Annotated in this window: 14 protein-coding genes and 3 pseudogenes; 8 read left to right on the forward strand and 9 right to left on the reverse strand. The window is 60.1% G+C overall.

Features of this window, described 5'->3' with window-relative positions; genetic code table 11:
* Positions 1-323 precede the first annotated feature (323 nt).
* The 5 genes from ACVMB0_RS11415 (at position 324) to ACVMB0_RS11435 (ending at position 5,254) form a co-directional block, all read left to right on the forward strand.
* Positions 324-1,529 (forward strand): HlyD family secretion protein, encoded by a 1,206-nt coding sequence (locus ACVMB0_RS11415; RefSeq protein WP_461346282.1) that lies wholly within the window; start codon positions 324-326, stop codon positions 1,527-1,529.
* Positions 1,529-3,499: a glycosyltransferase family 2 protein gene (locus ACVMB0_RS11420; RefSeq protein ID WP_456709233.1), complete on the forward strand. Its 1,971-nt coding sequence runs from the start codon at positions 1,529-1,531 to the stop codon at positions 3,497-3,499. Before ACVMB0_RS11415 ends, ACVMB0_RS11420 begins: the two co-directional genes overlap by 1 nt.
* A gap of 10 nt (positions 3,500-3,509) precedes the next feature.
* Positions 3,510-3,896 carry a hypothetical protein gene (locus ACVMB0_RS11425; protein WP_461346283.1) on the forward strand — a complete coding sequence of 129 codons (387 nt, stop codon included), beginning with the start codon at positions 3,510-3,512 and terminating at the stop codon, positions 3,894-3,896.
* Between the two features lie 49 nt (positions 3,897-3,945).
* Positions 3,946-4,623 carry a hypothetical protein gene (locus tag ACVMB0_RS11430; RefSeq protein ID WP_461346284.1) on the forward strand — a complete coding sequence of 226 codons (678 nt, stop codon included), beginning with the start codon at positions 3,946-3,948 and terminating at the stop codon, positions 4,621-4,623.
* A gap of 376 nt (positions 4,624-4,999) precedes the next feature.
* Positions 5,000-5,254 carry a hypothetical protein gene (locus ACVMB0_RS11435; protein WP_461346285.1) on the forward strand — a complete coding sequence of 85 codons (255 nt, stop codon included), beginning with the start codon at positions 5,000-5,002 and terminating at the stop codon, positions 5,252-5,254.
* A gap of 949 nt (positions 5,255-6,203) precedes the next feature.
* Here the strand turns inward: ACVMB0_RS11435 and ACVMB0_RS11440 are convergent.
* The 7 genes and pseudogenes from ACVMB0_RS11440 to ACVMB0_RS11470 form a co-directional block, all read right to left on the reverse strand.
* Positions 6,204-6,359 carry a hypothetical protein gene (locus ACVMB0_RS11440; protein ID WP_461346286.1) on the reverse strand — a complete coding sequence of 52 codons (156 nt, stop codon included), beginning with the start codon at positions 6,357-6,359 and terminating at the stop codon, positions 6,204-6,206.
* A 694-nt stretch (positions 6,360-7,053) separates the two neighbouring features.
* On the reverse strand, positions 7,054-7,668 hold the full coding sequence (locus ACVMB0_RS11445) for a hypothetical protein (protein ID WP_461346287.1): 615 nt from the start codon (positions 7,666-7,668) through the stop codon (positions 7,054-7,056).
* A gap of 1,739 nt (positions 7,669-9,407) precedes the next feature.
* On the reverse strand, positions 9,408-9,950 hold the full coding sequence (locus ACVMB0_RS11450; protein WP_461346288.1) for a hypothetical protein: 543 nt from the start codon (positions 9,948-9,950) through the stop codon (positions 9,408-9,410).
* A gap of 134 nt (positions 9,951-10,084) precedes the next feature.
* Complete coding sequence (locus ACVMB0_RS11455) at positions 10,085-10,978, reverse strand: PDDEXK nuclease domain-containing protein (protein ID WP_461349636.1); 894 nt, start codon at positions 10,976-10,978, stop codon at positions 10,085-10,087.
* A pseudogene (locus tag ACVMB0_RS11460) lies at positions 10,958-11,503 on the reverse strand (DUF1016 N-terminal domain-containing protein); the annotation flags it as partial. The gene ACVMB0_RS11455 and the pseudogene ACVMB0_RS11460, both read right to left, overlap by 21 nt.
* Positions 11,446-12,687, reverse strand: a complete 1,242-nt coding sequence (locus ACVMB0_RS11465) for a tyrosine-type recombinase/integrase (RefSeq protein WP_461346289.1) — start codon at positions 12,685-12,687, stop codon at positions 11,446-11,448. The gene ACVMB0_RS11465 and the pseudogene ACVMB0_RS11460, both read right to left, overlap by 58 nt.
* A 164-nt stretch (positions 12,688-12,851) precedes the next feature.
* Positions 12,852-13,454 (reverse strand): annotated as a pseudogene (locus ACVMB0_RS11470) (JAB domain-containing protein).
* Between the two features lie 180 nt (positions 13,455-13,634).
* Here ACVMB0_RS11470 and ACVMB0_RS11475 point away from each other — a divergent pair.
* The 3 genes and pseudogenes from ACVMB0_RS11475 to ACVMB0_RS11485 all read left to right on the forward strand — a co-directional run bounded on the left by ACVMB0_RS11475 (position 13,635) and on the right by ACVMB0_RS11485 (position 16,298).
* The gene (locus ACVMB0_RS11475; RefSeq protein WP_461346290.1) at positions 13,635-14,354 is read left to right on the forward strand and encodes a DNA-3-methyladenine glycosylase I; all 720 of its coding nucleotides are present in this window, start codon (positions 13,635-13,637) and stop codon (positions 14,352-14,354) included.
* Positions 14,355-14,424: 70 nt separating this feature from the next.
* Positions 14,425-15,039: a TetR/AcrR family transcriptional regulator gene (locus ACVMB0_RS11480; RefSeq protein ID WP_461346291.1), complete on the forward strand. Its 615-nt coding sequence runs from the start codon at positions 14,425-14,427 to the stop codon at positions 15,037-15,039.
* Positions 15,040-15,096: 57 nt separating this feature from the next.
* Positions 15,097-16,298: pseudogene (locus tag ACVMB0_RS11485) on the forward strand (MFS transporter).
* Between the two features lie 52 nt (positions 16,299-16,350).
* On the opposite strand, the gene map reads toward ACVMB0_RS11485, so the two are convergent.
* Positions 16,351-17,175, reverse strand: coding sequence for a type I methionyl aminopeptidase (gene map / locus ACVMB0_RS11490; protein ID WP_461346292.1), 825 nt, complete (start codon positions 17,173-17,175; stop codon positions 16,351-16,353).
* 167 nt (positions 17,176-17,342) lie between these two features.
* Complete coding sequence (locus ACVMB0_RS11495) at positions 17,343-18,659, reverse strand: mechanosensitive ion channel family protein (protein ID WP_456750831.1); 1,317 nt, start codon at positions 18,657-18,659, stop codon at positions 17,343-17,345.
* Positions 18,660-18,806: the final 147 nt, after the last annotated feature.

The following is an 18,806-nucleotide window of genomic DNA, read 5'->3' on the forward strand; positions in this document are numbered from 1 at the left end:
CGCGTCTGTGCGCGGGAGGTCCAGTATCTTTGGCGCTGCTGGAACTGTAGGAACGAATTCGTCACCGTTGTCAATTCTGACGAGAAGGATCCCCCTGTCGCTGAGATCACGAAGCTATTCTTTACCAGCCTGTTAGTCTGATCAATGACGCCTGAGCCGCTGGCACTCGTATTAGAGCGGCACTTGGCTTGCCAATCCAGAGTGGGGGCGGAGGGTCGGTTAGAGGAGGACGTTTCGACCTCAAGCTGGTCAGTCTATGTTTGCGCCGGGCTGGCAATACGTCTGTGCGACCTTCCCATCATAGACGTAGTTGGAATGTCCTTATGAAGCTCCTACGTGCAATCGTCGGCTTGGCCATGTTGACAGTGGGATTGTACGTTGTCATCGGTGAACACTTCGCTGGAACATCGGCGGACGCAACGCTCAATGCTCGACTCAACATCGTTCGCGCCCCAATCGAAGGAAAAGTAACGCTTGCGACAAAGAGCATCGGTGCGCGCATTAGCCCCGGAGAGCTCGTAGCAGAAATCAACGACCAACGCTTTGATATCGCGAGGCTACTCGAGCTCGATCGCGATCGCGCAAACCTGCATATCGAGCTCAACCGCCTTCTTGGCCAGCGAGAGGCCTTGTCGGCATCCAGGTCTCGCTTCGATACTCAAGCTACTGAATACCAGCGTGGCAGGGTTCGGCAGATCGAGGCCCGAATTGCTGAAACCAAAGCAGCGCAAGACGCTGCGGCCGCGCGCCTTCGTCAAGCTGACGCAGAATTCAAGCGAGCAAACGAACTGAGCACGCGTGGTGTACAGACGGCGGCGAATCTGGATCGCGCTCGCGCAACTTACGACGTCGCGCAACAAGAACTGGAGAGTGCGCAGCAGCGAGTAAATTACCTAGAGACGGAACTCACGTCCGCTCGCGACGGCGTCTTCATCGGGGAGTCGTATAACGACGCTCCCTCCTCGGCTCAACGTATCAGAGAGCTCCAGCAGCGACTGGCCGAACTAAATGTCGACAACGAACAGGTGAAAGCGCGTATTGTCCAGCTCGATCGGCAAATCGATGCCGAGCGTCTTCGTGTCAATAGTCTGAGCTTCGCTACGCTTAATGCCACCGTCGTTGGTCTAGTCTGGGACATATTAATAGACGATGGCCAATATGCGCGGCGCGGCCAGGATCTTGTCAAGGTCGTCGACTGCAATACGCTTATCGTCACCGCGGGCGTCAGCGAATCTCTATACGATAGTCTTTCGGTGGGAACGGCCGTCCAATTTCGGTTGTTTGGAGATGATCGCATTTTCAATGGGACCATAACCCGCCTTGGGGGATCCGGTGCAGCTTCACTCTACACCAATCTTGCGGTGGGTCCGAGTGCACAACATCTCCAGCGCTTTGATGTCACCGTGACTATTTCAGACCTCGCAACAGAGCCAGATCTCAGCTGCGCAATTGGGCGTACTGGACGCGTTATCTTCACAAGTGGCCCAATCGCTCAATTCCGCCGGTTTTTTACGCGGTACGGATTCTGATGCTTCTGCTGTCACCAATCGCTGCTGCCTTCGCAGGCGCCGCTTTCATAGTTGGCCTCTGCTTTACTGTCTTTCCGTTGCTTAATCCGATGAAGTGGTATTGGCGCACTCTCGTCCTAGGGACGGCTGCTTTACTGTCTTGGCGTTATACGACTTGGCGCTTCAGCGAAACGCTGGCGCCGCTCGACTGGACTGCTGACGCGTTGTTCAGTTGGGGATTTGCCGTGCTCGAAGCTCTGACCGTGCTGTCGTCTACCATCGCATTTTTTATATTGTCGCGGGTGAAAGACCGGACGGCCGAAGCAGACCAGTACTCCGAATGGTGGCTGCCGGGAGAAGCGCCGCACGTTGATGTCTTCATCACGACTTACAACGAGCCCTCGGAAGTACTCGAGCGCACGATCGTTGGTGCGACGGAAATCCGCTATCCACGCCTTCGGATTTTCGTTCTCGACGACGGTGCCAGAAACTGGGTGCGGCAACTTTGCGAACTGCACGAAATCGGATACCTCGCTCGCGCGAATAAAGAGCACGCTAAGGCAGGGAACATCAACCATGCACTTCGCGCGCGCGCTCGAGATCCCGCACCGCCAGCCTTTGTTGCTGTACTTGATGCCGATTTCGTTCCCCATGCGGACTTCATCGAGCGGACGCTAGCGTTGTTTCACGAGCCAAGCGTGGCGCTCGTGCAAACCCCGCAGCACTTCTTCAATCCCGACCCGATCCAACACAACCTGGGAATAAGCACCGCATATCCGGATGAGCAACGTCATTTCTTTGACAACGTTGAGCCGGCGCGGGATGCTTGGGGCATCGCCATCTGCTGCGGAACCTCATCCGTAATGCGGGTCCAGGCCCTCGAGCAGATTGGCTGGATTCCGACACAAAGCGTAACCGAGGACTTCCTGCTCACGCTTAAGCTCGCGGAAAACGGCTGGCAAACAGTGTACCTTAACGAGCCCTTAAGTGAAGGCTTGGCTCCCGAAGGGCTGAAAGAATATATCACTCAGCGTGGACGGTGGTGCCTTGGTTTGATGCAGATCGTCCGCAACGCCTATAGCCCCTTTGGCATGCGCAGCCTTGGTCTGATGCATCGAATCGGCATCGTTGATTCCTTGCTCTACTGGATCAGTACCTTTCCCTTCCGGCTTGCCAGCCTGATTCTCCCTCTCTTGTACTGGTGGTTCGGCATCACCATCGTGAATGCGTCATTGGTGGACATCATCAAATATTACGTACCGTACTACCTGATGGTTCTGATGTCCCTGAACTGGCTTTCAAAGGGGTTGTTTGTCCCGCTTCTCAACGATACGGCTCAGCTGATTGCGGCCTGGCCCATCAGCCAGGCGGCTGCTCTCGGGTTGCTGACCGGAGGATCGCATAAATTCTCGGTGACGGCCAAAGGCGGCGACCGAACCAAAGTAGTTGTTCAATGGTCTTTGATGCGACCATTTTTACTCCTGCTCGGACTGACGATCGGCGGCCTGATCGTGCCACTGAACTCCGATTTCGTCTTCAATACGTCTGCGACAGCCGGCGACGGCACGGCTGTCGTGATGTTCTGGACGGTTTACAACATTCTGGTGTTGCTCGTGGCAGTCGTGGTGTGCATCGAACGACCGCGATACGATCGACCTCAGCGCCAGATCCCAGAACCGATCACCCTGGTGATCCAAGGTGAGAAGCACCGCGGATGGCTTCTTAATCTGGGCCGAGGGGGCGCGCGAATCAGTGGTCCGTCCGGACTATCCACCGGAGCAGCAGGGAAGCTCAACCTGCCTGGAATTAGCGGAGTAGACGCGCATGTTGCTGCGACAACGCGTGACGGCTATCGACTTAAGTTCTCTCCAACTCCCGCGCAAAGGGCGAAACTTATCAAGAAGCTTCATACCGAATCCGCCATGCCAGGAGCCGATCGAGGGAACATCTGGCAAATGATCCGGGAGTTGGCGCGAGCTCTAACGAGGTGAGGAGCGCGAGATGCCTAAAAGACCGAGCCTACTTTCCTTGGTGTTCTTTGGAGGCGCCTTGCTCATATTGGTCCCTGCGATGGTGACCGCAACGGTCTACACGGCTTTGCTACAGCAGCGGGGAGAGCAGCTGCAATTCGACGCGTTAAGGATTCGCGGCGAGTTAAGCTCCGCGCTGCTGGCACGCCGGCTCTATGGCGTCTGGATGGATGTAGCTCGGTCCGCTCAGCTCATTGACCTAACGGATCTTAAAAATGCACGGGAACAAATAGACTTCTTGAGCCGCCTTGATGCGCGCTACACTTGGCTCGGCGTGGCGGATATCGAAGGGACCATTCTTGTGGCTAAAGACGGCATGCTCGAAGGAGTGAGGCGTTGCACAGCGACCCTGGTTTAGGCGGGGCCTTGTCTCGCCGACGGCTATCGATGTCCATGCTGCTCAATTATTGGCCACCCAGTTGCCCGCAGCTCGTGAGCCATATCGGTTTATCGACCTGGCTGCGCCGTTGCACCACGCCGGCTCCGTTGCCGGAGTCATCGGCGCTCATCTTGACTGGAAATGGGTCGCAGAAGGCATGGACTCGTTACAGGTACCCGGCATTGACGTGCTGCTGCTTTCGGGTGATCGAACCATCCTATTTGGTCCGCCGGATCTCATCAACAAGCCGCTTAACATCGGCTCCGCGCTTGCAGCTAGCCGCGTCACGACTGCGTCTCTACGCGAGCGCTGGCCTAATGGTAGGGACTACTTCACGGTGATCGTTCCGACGATCGGCTTCGCGAACCTTCCAAGCTTTGGCTGGTCTCTTCTGGTTCGGCAGAGTGCCGACGAGGCGCTTGCGTCCACCCGTGATTTGATACGATCGTTCTGGATTAGTTTCGGTGCTTGCGCCGCTGCCACACTGGCGCTGCTCTTAGGTGCGGCTCAGTGGCTGAGGACGCCTATCGGCCGGCTCTCAAATACAGCGGAAGCCCTCGTACACGACGCGTCCGCGCGCCCGCCATACCCGGAAACACGATTTAATGAAGCGGCGAGGCTCAGTGACGCTCTAGCTCGAATTCAGTCGAAGCTGATGGGCCACTCGGGTCACAATTGGACCCAATCACTGGATGGAGACGACTAGCTGAATGACGAGAGACTGTTCTGACAAATCGAAGTTTTGTATCGAAAAAGGATTTCTGGTTCATCGCAGCCACCGGTATCATAGACGAAACAGAACTCCGATCGACAAGGGGCGGAGAATAAACGCTAAGGGATATCCGGCGTCACATCCGCTTACTTCGGCCGGATGGTACGGTCTCTATACCACCGATTGGAGGGGAGGCATACGATCCGGTGAAGGCCGCCTTGCCGGGTGAGCGTGTTATTGAGAACTATCCTGATGGACATGGTTGGACACCCCATTATGGCTGGCAGAGCATAAATTAGCAGGATGGGTTGGACTGTCATTAAGGTGGTCCACGCCCTATTGCGCTTGGGGTATTGGCGGTGCTGGTGCCATGGACCACGCTCGCTATCGTCGCAACGCCGCGCGCATTCCTATTTCATACTGGCACGGAGTGGCAAGCTTCGTCGCCCGATACATAGCGACGCTCGTGATGATCGTGATCGTGGCCCCCATCGCCGCCGTAGGCTCGATGATGGCGGCCCGGCTCATCGCGCGGCGAAAGCTGAGTCGATTTGACACTGAAGCCTGCGAGCCCCGATGCTTGCCAAAAGAACTGGTCATCCAGTATGCTGCAACGGATGCGTAGTCTGCGCGCATTCATAGCTCGATGAGGCCACGCTCGGCAGCAATGCGGCGAGTGCTGACTTCAAGGTAGAGACCCGCACGTGTCGCTTGCTCACGAGCCCAAGGGCTTTGCCCTAGTAGCCGTTGGAGCCGTGACCTACGCCATTCCTCCACGCGACGAAGTCGTCCAAGGGACCGCCGGCTCCACTACAACACAGAGCCGCTTCTTCCTAGTCACTTCGGCTGCTCGCAATGCTCAACTGCCCGTTCGAGGCCGGGATGTTGCAAACTGTGGGCTTAGAGCTCGGAGAGCTGATCGTTATGCACAAAGACGAGATTGATCCGATTAATGCGCGACATCGGCGTCATTAGCGGCATGTCCGATCCCGTTCAACCGCGTCGGATTGACGACATGCATGTCCGAAATCCCACAAGCGGTTAGCTGGCGTGCTCTGATAGCGCGCCGCTTCTCCCCCTCGTCTTTCTCGAGTGATCTGGCACGTGGGCTGCTGAGCCTGGTATGGCTTGGTCACCTATCGAATGACCCTCGTGAGGGCCAAATCTTGTTAGCGGCGCCACGGTGTGCGGGCGATCCAGCAGCCGTCCGCATGCTTTCGGGGCGCGTTGGCCTTAGCCGCTGTACCTTGATTGCTCGCTGTTTGTATCGACTCCTGCACAGCGACCGTGTGGCATGCGAATTGCTGAGAGGCTTACGGCTCGGTTGTTTTATCCTCACGCAACCCCAGACAGCCAAGCTTGACGATCCAACTTAGCGCGGATGGATCCTCCCGATCCCCGCGCGCTTTTTTTGTATCGGTAGGTCGCGCGGTTCGCAATGCCGCCTCGGGCCGGAAGCGGTCGCGCAGCGAGGCAAGATCGGGTAACTTGTCCGGCGTCCAGATCCATCGCGATCGCCTCGGCGAGTTCTGCTTCGCATGCGCGCTCGCGAGCCAGCGCCAGAAGCTCGACCGTCACTTGCAGGCGCGCCGGTCATCACCATGCTCCCGCAAGGTCTCGAACAGACGTTTGTAAGCTGCGCGCGGGAAGAGTTGGTCGCGATAAACGAGATTTAGGAGCGCCATCGGCTTGCGCCGCAGGGCATGGATGACGTCGGTAATCCACGACATGACCGCCCGATCTCTCGGACGCAGGCCGACCGCGCCGCAGCGTCAAGGCCGGTGTGGCGCCAAGGGAGCATTCGAGCCGGTCGTCGAAGATGCGCACACGCAGGCGATGGCCGATCAATCTTGAAGGCACGGTGTAGAACTCGCGCCGCAGGATGAAGCACCTGACGACGTCACCGAGATCACTTTCTCGTGCGGCCTTTTGGCAGCGGCGCCAACGCCTCCGTCTCGAGCGCGATCGACTTGGCGAGGTGGCGTTGCATCGGCCGACAATCTCGTCGACAAAAGCCCGGTACGCATCGAGACTGGCGAAGTCGCGCGTCCCCGCAGCAATAGCGCTTCTTCCAGTGCCCGCTTGAGATGGCCGTGCGCGCTTTCGATCGAGTCGTATTCTCATGCGCGATGCCCGCATTGTTGCGCGTTGGCCATGCCATAGTGACCCATCAGTCCGGAGTAGCGCTGCGTCAGATCCTCCTGTGCGTCGGCGGCCCCGATGCCGGACTGGTACCATTACTGCTGCGCAGAGTTATGCTGACGGCCGCCTGGAAATTCGATACTTGGATGCGCGCTCCGCGGACGAGGTCGGGACGAGGCAGCGCGCGCTAAGGCCGCTGACCCGGCAACCGCAGAATGACTCAATTTGAAATTTGGCACCCCGAAAGCCGACGGAAGACCATCGCGTGATCATGGTCCTGTGTCATGGCACTCCATCCGTACTGCTGCCCCGCCGGTCACCCTTCGTAACCGCTTGTTCTGGAGTTGCGCAGAATCGGCTATGGCATACCATCTCACCCTTGTAGTTGGCCAGCGTTTGAACCAATTGCGACGCTGCACGCTCCTTCCAGTCCTCTGCGATCAGATCCGAGGTGCCGAGCGACCCGAGCGACAGCTCCACCAATTCGACAGCGCGCTCCTTGTTGTCGATTGCATAATAATATTGAGCGACCGCCTCATACGAGCATGTTTTCATGCCGCTACAGCCGGGAGGGTTGAGCTTGAGGATACGTTCCGCCAGGTCTTTCCCGATAGCGAGGCGCTCGGCCGATGGAAAATCGGAGTTATCCTTCGATGGATCGAATAGTTCGCCCATGGCGAAGGCCATCCAGACTTCCGAGTTTCTGTCGATCGCTTCGCGGACCAGCTGACGCATCACCGGCGGTCCCTGGACGTCATGCATTTTGTGAAGCAAGAGATCCGCCTCTCGCGTCCGTAAGGTGACATCGTCAGGCGTTGCACGAAGAGCCAGCTCGATGACGGAGAGCGCAGCAGGCCAGTTCCCGGCCTTCACGGCTGACGTGAGCTCGTCCAGCATTGCAAATCTGCGTGCAAGCTGTCATTTTGAAGCGATCCGGTGCCTTTCTTCTATCCTGGCTTCGTCACCGCCAGTTGCCGTCGAGAACCCTGGGCAATAGATCATCGAGGCGAGACAGGATCAGCGCAAGAGAGAGGTGGCTTGGCGGTCAATTTCACGGAGTTCCTCCTTTCGTCGCGAGCACCCGGGTGCGCGAGGCGTGTCTGTCAAATCGGCTTCAACCACGAGCTCCCGCGGGGGGAACAACAAACCTGCTTGATCCAGTAGTGGTCGTGGTCGAATAGCTCGGCCATTTGGCTTTGCCCTAACATATCCGAGCGGGCGGCTCTCCCGCACCCGGATCTTCCCAAGAGTAACCCGCGTCATATCCGCGCCCATTCGCGTCCTCTTCCCTCGTCAGAATGATCGGCATTGCTCAGGATGAACGCGCTTGACCTCTGCGTTCGGATCGCGGGTCAAGAAGTCGAACACATCGATGGTAACTTTTGCCTTCCATTTTCACTCCCTCCATCCACAAGGACAACAAGTAGTAGGCGATCGACTTGATTACCAGCTTGATCCCTGAAGAATGATCATCAGGAAGGGCCGGAGACTATGACTGCCTTCGTCCGGGGCCGGTCCAGCGAAAGGCCTCCTGCCGCCGTCCATGCGCTGAGGTCTCTCCAATCCTGCCGGCTAAGTGGAAGCCTGAGAAAGAAAAGTGCCGGATTGCAATCGAGGGCTGCCATGACGTCGTAGGGCGTAAAGTCTCGCTTGCCACACAACTCGGCAAGCCTTTTCCTGAGCTCTGACCTTAACTGCAACGGGTTGGGTTGCCGTGGCAACATCGATGCTTCTTGCAGTTCCGCTGCGCGCTTCACGCAGGCATCCTCACGTTCGAAAATCTGCTTTACGCGCGCCGCGGAAATGCCGAAAGACCTTCCAATCGAGCTTAAGCTTTCACCATTCTGGCGGCGTTCCAGAATCGCCTGGTTACGAGGGCTAGGTCTTCGTTTCGGAGAGGCCATGGTTCACCTAACTGAACAGGATGCAAGCGAGGCGATCAATAAAGCGGGCTGCGCAAGCCAGAGGCCCAAACATAGGCCATTGCGCAAGCTGTCGCTCCTGACAGGAATGATAGGTCATCTAGCCTAGGCGACGCAGAAGTTTGCGCCAGAATAAAGTCTCGAAGACTTGCAAAATCGCAAATATGATTCTGCGTGGGCGAGGGTTCCGCATCGTCCGGGGCAACCTGACGAGCAACTGCAGACGGCTCCGCGGCTATCAAACGGAGCCAAGCTAAGGTTGCCAATGGGCGTTCCGCGCGAGGCTGCGCGAAGGCTATTCTCTCAAGAACCGATTCCGTCGGTCAAGACAGCCGAGGCCAGCGCCCCAATTATCAAGCGGTCCGCTTATGCCGCGTCTAACGCTGCGGCCGCCAGGAATTCAGCTCATTTCGCGAGGCCGCGGCTCTTCCCGTAGCGCTCGGTCATCACTGGAAACGGCGATGCCGCCAACGCAGTTGTACGGTCATCGCTGATCACACCGATGTTGCTACTGCAACGATTTAAAGGTGCGGCGGATAGGTTCTTGATCCGCGGCATCGTCGTCTCAATGACCCGATCGGTTTGATGAGAAGTCGAGGCGGGGGTAACTCCCCGACCCATGGCCATGCGGGTTCCGAACGTGAATGAAGTAGGCCTTCAACGTGTCTCCCTCCCATGGGACAAGGCCGTCCGTTCTGATGGCTAACAAGATTGTCAATGTAATTGGGCGCCACGCTCGCGGCCCGTCGACCAGCCCTTGTCGTCGGATATGATCTTGATTGTGCTCTCGAGCGCCTTCGCCGCATGAAAGGCTTCATCATGGTGCTGCACGTCGGCGTGCTCGATTGCTTCCTTCAGTTCGCGATCGACGTCTGCCCATTTGCATCTCGCATTAACGCCTAGCAGGGCATCCGCGATGCGCGTCTTGGTCAGCTCGTCTCGCGCAAAAGTAGGATCCCGTCGTGATAGTGCATCCCCATCCGGGCCTGCCGGAATCGACTGTTCAGCGCGTGCGACCTTGGTGATTGCCTCTGGGGCAGCTCGGCTGAGTTCGCGAGCACGCTCTTCCGCCGAACGGAAGAGCAGCTCGACTAAGCTGAGACGCACTTTCAGAGAGGTGTCTGTGGTCCCATGACAATCCTTCCATAGTTCATACACCTCGGTCAGGAATTCAAGCTGCGTCCCAGGACGGCGCGTCGTAGAGACACTCGCGTCTGTTTCGCGTGCGAGCGCGTCGTGCGCGCTTGAAGAAGTCATTGTTGAGCTACAAAGGCTCAACAAGGTCGCAAGATGATGTGTGCAATCTGAACGAAAAGTTGGTGAATCTCAGCGGCCCGGCAGATCGCCCCATTAGATCTGGTGAGGGTAACGGCGAAAAAACACGTCCTCGATCATGATGTTTCCCCCTTAACGGGGCCATTTCCACGCAGGTTTTGAAGTTCGTTTAGAAAAATTGTGCCGACATCGACGGCTTGCTTCGCGGTCGCCGGGTCGACGTCCATACCGTGCGCGGCCTCGTTCATGACTCTCAGTGAGTCCAGAAGCTGCGCGGTGCTGGCGGAGGCGAGGCTGCGACGATGCAGTTCGCGCAGCATGTTGCTGAGGCCAGTCGGTCGAGTCGGAGCAAAGCCGTGGTCGTCCATAAAGTCGTGCAGGGCTCTCTCGATCTCCATGCGCATTTTGACGAGAGACATGAGCGGAAATTCACGAGCGAACTCCTCCACAGTCGGCAGGTCTTGCTGAAGCTGGGGCGGCAGTGCAGGTGAGAGCTGATATTGCGCTACACCCATCGGCTTGCTCGCGTCGCGTAGAGCATATTCGACGATCACCTCGTTACGGCCCTTACAGAGGATGATGCCGATCGTCGCCTGATCGTCGCGGTGCCGGAGTTGATCGTCAACTGCCGAGAGGTAAAAGTTCATCTTCCCTGCGAATTCGGGCTTGAAGTCGTCGATCTTCAGTTCGATTACCACGAAGCAGCGCAATCGAAGGTGATAAAAGAGTAGATCAAGATAGTAGTCCTGGCCGGCGACCTCGAGATGATACTGGCTGCCGACGAAGGCAAAGCCCTTACCAAGTTCGAGGATGAGCGACCGGAGGTGCTCGATCAGCCCACGTTCGAGGTCACGCTCGAGCATCTCGGGGCCGAGCGATAGAAAGTCGAAAGTGTAGGAGTCTTTCAGGATCTGCTGGACGAGCTCCGATTGCTCGGCTGGCAGAGTCCGCGAGAAATTTGTGAGCGCGCTGCCCTGGCGCGCGAACAGGTTGCTATCGATCTGATGGATGAGGACGTTGCGGCTCCATCCGTGTTCAATCGCTTGGTGGGCGTACCAAGCGCGCTCCTCGGGCGCCTTGACTGCATCCAGCAGGCGGACGTTATGGCCCTAAGGCAAAAGTGCAACAACCTGTTGCACAAATCCGCCATCCGGCCACGCCTCCGCGAAGGCGCGCATATACTTCAGGTTTCGGGCCGAGAGCCCGGTCATCTCAGGGAAGGCTCGGCCCAGGTCGTCGGCTAGACGATCGATGACCTTGGCGCCCCATCCCGCCCGGTCCTGTCGCGCGAGGATATCGCGTCCGATGTTCCAATAAAGCAGGATCAGCTCACGGTTCACCGAAAGAGCGGCACGATGCCGCGCCTCCGCGATCTTCCGTTTAACGTCGCTGACGAACGCCGAATAGCTTTGGGCGTCAATTTCGGTCGTTGGCTTGGCCGCTTTTCGGGCCGAGAGGGATTTGGAAGGTCGCTTGCTCACGCGGCCACCTTCAAGCGCTTCTTCGCCAGCATGGCGCGCACGAACTTGTCCCACTTTGCCATTCCCGCGCGCTTCTCGGGCATGTAATGCCAGCGATCATAGTTCTTGGAACTGACGTCCTGGAGCGCATGATTTTGCAGACGATCTCGAATTTCTTTGGACACGCCCGCCTTGCCGGCCAGCGTCTTGAAGGTTCGTCGAAGGTCCCGATTTGTTGCGTAGGGGATCACGCCGCGGTCCCGCTGACGCCAAACGAAGCTATAGAGCGTACCGTGGCTTACGGGCTTGGATGGGTCCTTCGCTGAGGGAAAGAACCAGCCGTACTTATTTGGCTTGATCGACTCAATCAATTCGGCGGCGGTCGACGGCACTGGAACAGCGTGCGGCTGAAGGTTTTTGGTCTTCGACCAATCGATGATCTTCTCCGGCGCATCCCATTGATCGACATGCAGGCGCGCGATTTCTTCGACGCGTTGACCAGTCAGCATGATCAGCTGCACGGCGCGAGGATAGGAGGGATGAACCGGCGTATCGGGGCATTCCAGCCAGCGATAGAGTTGCACGAACTCTTCTTCGTTGAGCCAGCGCGTGCCCTGAACCTTAGGTTCGGTCGGAATTTCCGAGGCCGGATTGAATGGGATACGGAAGCGGCGCGGGGATGTATTCCGATAATCGTTGTCCGATTTCATCCCCCAACTATAAGCCGCGTGGATGTAACATCGCACGTGATCGGCCATCGAGCGGGCGCCACGCTCGTAAATCGGCCGGATAAGCTCGACGATCTCCTCAGATTCGATCTCGCGCGCGAGCCGGTTGCGTCCGAGCGTATCGGCGATCTTGTTGAGGCCCTTCTCCGTCTCCTTCCAGGACGGCTTCCCGGCGGCCTTCAGCGACCCGACGTAGCCTTCGAACAGATCAGCGACGGTGCCGGGGCGGGTGTCTGTTGCGATCTTGATGCTCCGGCCCTTCTGGATCACATCGGCGTAGTCACGCTTGAAGACCTCGCGCGCCTGGGCCAAGGACGTTGACGGATAGGCGCCGAGCTTCTTTTTAGCGCGTTTACCGTCGCGCCATTGCTGCGCCATCCACTCAGCGGTCACCCGCTTGGGCATCGGTTTGAGGACAAGGACGAGACGGCCGGTGCCGCGACCTTCACCATCTGCGAGGTTTTCTTGTTTCCGGCTGAGTTCGACGCGTTTCATCGCATGTCGGATCGCGGTGTCGGTCAGGCTTGGCATGGCGTCTCTACTGTTCCGCAACTGGGATCGGTCGGGGAGAAACGGGGATCGTTTACTGGGATCGGAAAACCGTTTTCTATCCCTCTAACCGCTCCCAATTTGCCATGAACACCCTCACCACGCAATGCGAGGAAAGAACTAATTTTATAGGTGTTTCAGAGGGATCAAGCGTGATCTAGCGTGATCGAATAGGGGTAGTGGGGTGGTTGTGCACCAGGATCAGTGCGGTGGCGGACAGTTCCAGCGCGCGCTTGATCACCTCGCGGGGGTAGACCGGGGTGTGATCGACGGTGCCGGTCTGCTGCACCTCGTCGGCGATCAGCTGGTTGCGCTTGTCGAGGAACAGCAGGCGGAACTGCTCCTTGTCGGCGAACGCCATGCCGGTGCGGCAATAGGTGATGACGTCGTTCCACGACGACAGCGCGATGTTACGCCTGATCTCGCCCTTGGCGATGCGCCCCGCGGCGGCGGCGAGCAGCTTGATCTGGTTGATCGAGGCATCCTTGACGCCGTCGACCTCGCGCAGCCGCGCCACCGGCGCATGCACCACCTCGGCGAACGAGCCGAACTTCTTCAAGAGAGCCTTGGCCAACGGCTTGGTGTCGCGGCGAGGGATGGCGGCGAACAGCGCCATCTCCAGCAGCTCATAATCGGTCAGCGCGTCCGGCCCCCGCCGCATAGAAGCGCTCGCGCAGCCGTTCGCGATGGCCGTGATAATGCGGCGTCTCGTCGGCTTCGTCCTGGCTGGCGTCGGGTTTGGCGGGCATCGGGCACAACCATGCCGTGCCTGCCGCGATTTGCAAGGGGCGACGCAACTTCCCGGTTTGCCACAATGCGACGGGCGAATTACCGTCGGCCGCAACATTCGGGATCGAAAAGAGCGTTTTCGAGCGAAGTGGATACCGGTTCGCGTAAAGAAAACGCGTCAAAACTAAGAGGAGGGCGGCGTGACATCGTTCAAGGTGATCCGCGCACGCGCCGAGAAGCGCAAGGGCGGGCCGAAGGCGCTGGAGAAGCTGCTGCGGCCGCCGGCTGGCGCCAAGGCGCTGGCCAAGCTCGGCGACGACCGCGTGCTGGCCGAGATGACGAAGCGCGTGTTCTGCGCCGGCTTTGCCTGGAGCGTGATCGACGCCAAATGGCCGGGCTTCGAGGAGGCGTTCTTGGGCTTTCAACCCGCCAAGCTCGCCTTCAAATCAGATGAATTCTGGGAGAAGCTGACCAGCGACGCCAGGATCGTGCGCAACGGCGCCAAGATCATGTCGGTGCGCGACAATGGCCGCTTCGTGCAGGAGATCGCGCGCGAGCACGGCAGCTTCGGCAAGTTCCTGAGCGCCTGGCCGTCATCGGATGAGGTCGGATTGCTGGACCTGCTGACCAAGCGCGGCAGCCGGCTCGGCGGCAACACCGGGCAGATGCTGCTGCGCTTCCTCGGCTGGGACGGTTTCGTCACCTCGCGCGACGTCGTCGCCTGCCTGCGCGATGCCGGCCTCGATATCGCCGAGGAGGTCAAGTCGAAGCGCGATCTTGCCAAGGTGCAGGCGCAATTCAATGCCTGGGCCGAGGAGACCGGGCTGTCCTATCTGCATCTGTCCCGGATCTGCGCGATGTCGGTCGGCGAGAACCACACGCCGGAGGAGATCGTCGCGCGGACGCGGAGCGACTATTGATTTTTCGCACCGCACAAAGACGTGAATTGATTTAGGGAACGATCCTTTCCTAAAAGAGGCAATGACGGCCATGGTCCAGCGATTGCAGCAGATGGCGCGCCCGCGCGGGCGGCCGCGGGAATTCGACCTGGACCAGGCGCTCGACAAGGCCATCAGGGTGTTTCGCGAACAGGGCTACAACGCCACCTCGATCGAGGACCTGACCGGCGCGATGGGGCTGGCGTCCGGTAGCATCTACAAGGCGTTCAAGGACAAGCGCGCGGTCTTCCTGGCGGCGCTCGATCGCTACATGCGGCTGCGCAACGATCAGATTGCCTCGATTGCCCGAACGCGAGGGTCGGCGCGCGAGCGGCTGCGTGCGGTGCTCGGCTTCTATGTCGATTCGGCCAAGGGCATCGAAGGCCGGCGCGGCTGCATGGTCGTCGCCAGCGCGGTCGAGCTCGCCATCGCCGACCGCGAGGTCGCCGCGCGGGTCGGCGCGACGCTGGCGCGCAACGAGGCGTTCCTGGCCGATCTGATCCGGCAGGGGCAGGCCGACGGATCGATCTCGAGCCGGGTCGATCCGGAGGACACGGCACGGATGATGGTCTGCCTCACGCAGGGCCTGCGCGTGGTCGGAAAATCCGGGCGCGCGCCGGCGGACACCGCCGCCGCCGTCGATATCGCGATGAAGCTGCTGGCATGACCATCCGTCGCGCTTCGTGGCTATTTAGGAAATGAATGTTCCCGAAATGGAGTTCCTATGACGACAATCACCTCCGACGCCGGCCCGGAGCCGGACTCGGTCTCGACCTGGCTGACTTTCCTGCTGGCATTGTCCTGCGGACTGGTTGTCGCCAACATCTACTACGCCCAGCCGCTTGCCGGGCCGATCGCCGCGGACCTCGGCCTGTCGCCGGAACATGCCGGCCTGCTCGTGACCATGACTCAGCTCGGCTACGGCGCGGGTCTTTTGTTGATCGTTCCGCTCGGCGACCTGATCGAGAATCGCCGGCTGGTCTCCACCGTGATCGCGCTCGCGCGGCGGTCGCGCTGGCTGCGGCTGCGCTGTCGAGGCATCCGCTGCCGTTCCTCGCCGCTGCGCTGTCGGTCGGCTTCTCGTCGGTCGCCGTGCAGATCCTGATTCCCTATGCCGGCCATCTGGCGCCCGCGCGCATCCGGGGCCAGGTTGTCGGCAATGTCACCAGCGGTCTGATGATCGGGGTGATGCTGGCGCGTCCGGCGTCAAGCTTCATCGCGTCGATCTCGTCCTGGCACATGGTCTACTGGCTCTCGGCCGCCTTGATGGTGTCGCTTGCGATCCTACTGCGATTGACGCTGCCGACGCGGGTGCCGCAAGCGCGCCTGAGCTACGGTGCGCTGCTGCGCTCCATGGTGCACCTCGCCCGCAATACGCCGGTTCTGAAGCGCCGCGCGCTCTACCAGGCCAGCCTGTTTGGGGCGTTCAGCCTGTTCTGGACCACCGTACCGCTGGTTCTTGCCGGGCCTGCTTTCCGATTCACCCAGTCGGGCATCGCGCTGTTTGCGCTGGTCGGCGCGGCTGGTGTCGTCTCGGCGCCGCTTGCGGGGCGCGTCGCAGATCGCGGCTGGACGCGTCCGGCCACGGCAGCGGCGCTGCTGCTGGCGAGTATCGGCTTCGCGCTCACCATGATCGTTGAACCGGGTTCGACCCTGTCGCTGGCGCTGTTTGTCGCCGCGGCGATCGCGATCGATTTTGGCGTGCAGGCCAATGTCGTGCTCGGCTTCCGCGCGCTGTTCGTACTCGGCGCGGAGACGCGGAGCCGCCTCAACGGGCTTTATATGGCGACGTTCTTCCTCGCCGGTGCGCTCGGCTCGGGCATCGGAGGCTGGGCTTATGCCTCGGGTGGATGGTGGCTTGCGGCCGCAATCGGCGGCGTGCTGCCGCTCTGTGCGCTCGCTTATCTTGCAACAGAAAGCAAATAGGACTTGCGGGTCGCTGCCGGCTAAGGCGACGACCCGTTACACCTGAACCCGATCAAACCTGCACCCACGGCTTCTCGCCATGGCGCTCGGACAGCGTGAAGATCTCGACGCCGCCGGCGGTGACACCGACCGAGTGCTCGAACTGCGCCGACAACGAGCGGTCGCGGGTCACCGCGGTCCAGCCGTCGGACAGGATCTTCACATGCGGCTTGCCGAGATTGATCATCGGCTCGATGGTGAAGAACATGCCGGGCTTGAGCGGCGCGCCTTCGCCGGGGCGGCCGATATGGATGATGTTTGGCTCGTCGTGGAACAGGCGGCCGAGGCCGTGGCCGCAGAAGTCGCGCACCACGCTCATGCCCTGCGGCTCGACGAAGCTCTGGATGGCGTGGCCGATATCGCCGGTGGTGGCGCCGGGCTTCACCGCGGCGATGCCGCGCATCATCGCCTCATAGGTCACCTCGATCAGCCGCTCGGCCTTCCGCGCGATGGCGCCGATCGCATACATCCGGCTCGAGTCGCCGTACCAGCCATCGACGATGAAGGTGACATCGACATTGACGATGTCGCCTTCCTTCAGCGGGCGGTCGCCCGGCATGCCGTGGCAGACCACGTGATTGATCGAGGTGCAGGTCGAGTAGCGATAGCCGCGATACATCAGCGTCGCCGGATAGGCGCCGTGGTCGAAGGCGAACTTGCGGACGAACTCGTCGATGACGGAGGTCGGGATGCCCGGCTTGACGATGTCGGTCAGCGCATCGAGGCACTTCGACACCAGGGCGCCGGCCTTGCGCATGCCGGCAAAGCCGCTCGGCCCGTGCAGCTTGATCTGGCCGGTCTTGCGAAGCGAGGTGTCGGTGGCGTCGATATAGCTCATGGGCGGGATGTTTCTGCGGGCAAGGGGCTGATTTCAGGCTCTAATTTAATGATCGGCGCGCCCGGCGCAAGCCGAGCCTGGGCATGGGGACAATGTCCAAACCGCCTGATTTCCCGGCGAATTCCGAAAAAAGGCGTCGGCCGGCCGTCCGAAAGATCGTGCAAACGCTAGCTGGTGACCTCGACCACGCTTTCGACCGGCAGCGCCCCGCCGCGGATGCGGAGTTCCCGCACCGGATAGGGGACCTTGATGCCGTCCTGCTTGAAGGCATCCCATAGCGCCAGCATGACGTCGCTCTTCACATTGTCCATGCCGTCGGGGTCGGCGATCCAGAAGGTCAAAGAGAACTTCATTCCGGCCTCGGCGAACTCGGTCAGGATGCAGTTCGGCGTCCGGCCCTTGGTGGCGCGCGGATGGGCTGCGGCGGTTGCGATCCCGAGCTTGCAGACCTGCCGCGGATTGGCATCGTAATTGGTGGCGAAGGCGATCTTCACCAGCGTGTTCTTGTCGGTGTAGGTCCAGTTGGTGACCTTCTGCGTCACCAGATCCTCGTTCGGGATCAGGAACTCGCGGCCGTCGCCGGCGGCCACCGAGATGTAGCGGGTCTTCATCGCGCTGATGCGGCCCGAATTGTCCCCGATCGTGACCAGGTCGCCGGGCTTCACCGATTTGTCGACCAGGAGGATCAGCCCGCTGACGAAATTGGCGACGATCTTCTGCAAGCCGAGGCCGATGCCGACGCCGGCCGCGCCGGTGAACACCGCAAGCGCGGACAGGTTGATGCCGACCGCGCCGAGCGCGATCACGATCGCCAGCACCATCAGCCCGATGCGGATGATCTTGACCAGCAGCACCTGGATCGACGGTGTCAGGTCGGTGGCGCGGTTGATCCGGCTCTCGGCGAAATTGCCGGCGAGGTTGGTCAGCCACAGCGCCACGATCAGGAGCGCGCCGGCCTTGAGCAGCAATAGCGGGGTCAGGCGGAGGCCACCGACCACCACCGCGTAGGAGTCCAGCATGTCGGCCGCCCAATCGAGCTGGCCGATGATGCTGAGCGCCGCCACCACCCAGGCCGAGATCGACACCGTCTTCACGATGAAGGCGTTGTCGATCACCGAGGTGACGAGCCGGATCACCAGCCAGGCCAGCGCCAGCTTGGCGGAGACCGCGATCAGGTAGCTGCGGCTCGGCCAGGTCGCGTGCCACATCACGATGCGCGAGATCACCATCAGTACCGCGAACACAGCCGTGGAGGCGCTCGCCACCACCACGCGGACGAAATGCCGGAGCGGCAGCGGCCAGCGCATCGCCAGCGACGCCATGTTGACCCGTGCATGGATCGCGGTATCGGCGGCGTAGGCGAGGCCCGCGGCGGCGAGGATGATGCCGAATTGCAGATAGAACCAGGGCGAGGCGACCTCGGCGCCGACCGAGCGCGCCGCCAATTGAATCGATTCCAGGACGTCCTTCCAGCTCATGTCCATCGGCAAAGTCTCAACTCGAGGCGCGGGTCAGGCAAATGTGATTCGAAGCTGCGCACAGAATCCCACATTGGCGCGCACGCGACCATCGATACACCACAGTGTCGGGGCGACCTAGCATTGTGTCTCTCTCACGGTCCATCCGTCATT

The organism is Bradyrhizobium sp. USDA 4451, assembly GCF_054822585.1.